Source organism: Paraburkholderia sp. FW306-2-2C-D06C, assembly GCF_058781505.1.
In genome coordinates this window covers 1-3,483 of sequence record NZ_JBYSWU010000120.1, presented here as the reverse complement: position 1 = coordinate 3,483, position 3,483 = coordinate 1, and the positions used below count along the sequence as shown (strand labels likewise).

Below are 3,483 nucleotides of genomic sequence, written 5' to 3'. Positions count from 1 at the left end.
CCCGTATCAAGTGCCATACAAGACACTTTAGTACGGGATTGACATCTTTCAATGAATTTCTAACTCAGAACACTAGGGATGTATTCGTGTGTTGAAACGAATCGCTTGAAACAACAACGCGTGCCTGGCGGCGGTCTCATGCCCAGGATTGAGCAATCAATGGAAATTACGGCTCATGGATGGCAGTTCGCCGAGCAGATACGACATGTCGATGAGGCGTTGAGCCACGAGATGTCGTACCTCACCTTCGCACTGCCATACGCCAAGCACTCCGAGTAACGATGCGCCAAGGACTTCCTTGCGCTGCTTCTCAAGCACTTTGGGCCAGACGATGACGTTGACGTTGCCCGTCTCGTCTTCAATGGTGATAAAAATAACGCCCTTTGCAGTCTCTGGCCGTTGACGCACGGTGACGATGCCGCAGCCGCGAGCGAGCCGGCCGTTTCGATAGGTCTGCAACGTTGAGGCAGGCATCAGTTTGTTGGCGAGCAACTGGGGGCGCAGTAGCGCAAGAGGATGTCGTCCCAGTGTTAGCCCCGTCGACCGGTAGTCACCGACGATATCTTCCGCTTCGGAGGGCGCACCCAGCTCTGGTGTTTCGTCTTCAACCTTCGCAACCGAGAGCATGTCTTTGTCAGGCACGGAGGCAACCGACTGCCACAACGCTTCACGCCGATTGCCCGCAAGAGATGACAGTGCGTTCGCCGCGGCAAGCACCTGCAGGTCGTGGCGGTCCAACTGAGCGCGCCGCGCGAGGTCGGGCACTGTCGTGAACTGCCGCACGGCTCGCGCATTCCCAATACGCTCTGCGGCGCCGTCGCGCATGCCTCGGAGCAACGACATACCGAGCCTGACGGCTGGATTCGCAGCTCCATCTATGTGCTCAAGTGACGAGTCCCAGCCACTTATCGTGACGTCTACCGGCAGTACCTGGACCCCGTGCCGCTTCGCATCCTGAACGAGTTGCGACGGCGAATAAAAACCCATGGGCTGTGAATTCAACATCGCCGCGAGAAACGCTTCCGGCTCGTGACACTTTAGCCAACTGCTCGCATACACCAGCAGCGCGAAGCTGGCGGCATGGCTTTCTGGAAAACCGTATTCGCCGAAGCCGAGAATCTGCTGAAAGATGCCATCCGCGAATGTCTTGTCGTACCCTCGCTCGAGCATACCGTTGACGATGCGGTCGTAGTATTTATCCAGACCACCTTTGCGCTTCCAGGCTGCCATCGCTCTTCGCAACTGGTCCGCTTCTCCGGCAGTGAATCCGGCCGCCAGGATGGCCACTTGCATCACCTGTTCCTGAAAAATCGGAACGCCCAGCGTGCGGCCCAACGCCGTCTCAAGCGCCTTGCTGGGGTAAGTCACCGGCTCAAATCCCTGTCGGCACTGCAGATACGGATGAACGGCGCCACCTTGAATTGGTCCCGGGCGTACGATGGCAACTTCGATGACCAGGTCATAGAACGTACGTGGTTTCAATCGTGGCAGCATCGACATCTGCGCGCGCGACTCGATTTGAAATACGCCAACAGTGTCCGCGCGCGAAATCATCTCGTAGGTTTGCGGGTCTTCTGCTGGTATGTCCTGCATCTCGAATCGCTCGCCCCGCTGCTCCGACACAAGGTCGAGCGTGCGGCGAATAGCCGACAACATCCCCAGCGCCAACACATCAATCTTGAGCAGGCCAAGTGACTCGAGGTCGTCCTTGTCCCACTGGATGACACTGCGCTCGGCCATGGCAGCATTTTCAACAGGCACGAGGCGCGTGAGCTTTCCGCGACTGATAACAAAGCCGCCCGAGTGCTGCGACAGGTGCCGGGGAAAACCGTACAGTTGCGCTGCCAGTGATGCCCACGCCCGGATGATAGGCGTCTCCGGATTCAGCCCGAACTCTTCGAAGCGCTTGAGCAGGTCTTCACTGTTATCAAACCATTGATGAGACTTTGCCACTGCATCGACAATCTGCATGTCGACTCCGAGCGCCTTGCCTGTTTCCCGCAACACGCCGCGCGCACGGTATGTCGATACGGCCGCAGCAATCGCCGCACGGTTGCGGCCGTACTTGCGATAGATGTACTGGATAACTTCCTCACGTCTTTGGTGCTCAAAGTCGACATCGATGTCCGGCGGCTCACCGCGCTCCTTCGAAATGAATCGTTCGAAAAGCATGTTGCCGCGCGCCGGGTCAACTTCCGTGACGCCCAGGCAGTAGCACACAGCCGAATTGGCGGCCGAGCCTCGGCCCTGACACAGGATGTGCTGGCTGCGCGCAAACCGCACAATGTCATATACGGTGAGGAAGTACCGCTCGTACTGCAGGTCTGCAATCAGCTCAAGCTCGTGTTCAATCTGCTCCTGAACGTTGTGCGGAATGCCCGAAGGAAAACGCCGCTGGGCACCGACGTACGTCTCCTGCCGGAGGTACGCCGCCGGCGTGAAGCCGGCTGGCACGAGTTCGCCTGGATACTCGTATCGAAGTTCGTCGAGCGAAAACGTGCAATGCGCGAGGACGTTGGTCGTCTCGCTGAGCGCGTACTCCGGATAAAGGTTTGCGAGTCGCAGTCGGGAACGCAGATGCTGCTCCGCGTTTGGCGCCAGGTCGTATCCGCATTCGTGCACTGGTCTGCCCACACGGATAGCCGTCAACGTATCCTGCAACGGCTTGCGCGAGCGCACGTGCATCACCACGTGGCCGAGCGCGACGACTGGGATGCCATGGCTGTCGGCAACGTATTCGACGGTGCCGCGGTGGATGTCGTCCATCGCCCGCTGATGAAGCACCAACCCGCACCACGCGCGCCCCGGAAATGTCTGGTCGAGCCACTCAAGCTGCGCATCCAGCACATTTTCTTTCGCGGGAAAGTTGGGCACGAGTATCGCAAGGCAGTCGAGCATGCCGCGTAGGTGGCTGTTTTCCCGGTCCGGCCGCGACAGGTCCTGTGGCGTCAGCCGATATTGGCCTTTCGGCGCACGCGTGCGGGCGAGCGTAATCAGCTCGCAGAGGTTTCCGTATCCCTCGCGGTTCTGGGCGAGGAGGATGAGACCGAACGCCGGTGAGCCGTCCGCATTGACGAGCCGGAAGTACGAGCCGATGACGAGCGGAAGCTTCGCTTCCTTGGCCGCGACGTGCGCCCGCACGATACCCGCGAGCGAGCATTCGTCAGTTATCGCCAGACCCGAGTAGCCGAGCTGCGCCGCGCGCTCGGCCAGTTCCTCAGCGTGAGAAGCGCCATGCAGGAACGTGAAATTTGAAAAGCAGAACAGCTCGGCGTACGCCGGCAGAACGTTGAAGGTTGTGTCCATGGCGCGTCATCCAAACAGTCCATGGAGGAACCAGCGCTGCTCTTCTTCTGCGTCGCGGCTGCTTTTGCGCTCACGATATATCCAGAAACAGCTCTGGTCTTCGTAAGCACTCGATCTGTACCGTCTGTTCGTAATGGCGGGACTGGGGCAATCTGATTCCCATCAGATGTGATGGGG

Annotated in this window: 1 protein-coding gene; it reads right to left on the bottom strand. The window is 59.1% G+C overall.

From position 1 onward, the window contains the following. Window positions 1-156 precede the first annotated feature (156 nt). Window positions 157-3,306, bottom strand: a complete 3,150-nt coding sequence (locus AC3WLT_RS37020; protein WP_492596502.1) for an error-prone DNA polymerase — start codon at window positions 3,304-3,306, stop codon at window positions 157-159. Window positions 3,307-3,483: the final 177 nt, after the last annotated feature.

What these genes read in the sequence shown, in the direction of transcription:
- AC3WLT_RS37020 (WP_492596502.1), bottom strand. Translation starts at nt 3,306, where the DNA reads ATGGACACAACCTTCAACGTTCTGCCGGCGTACGCCGAGCTGTTCTGC.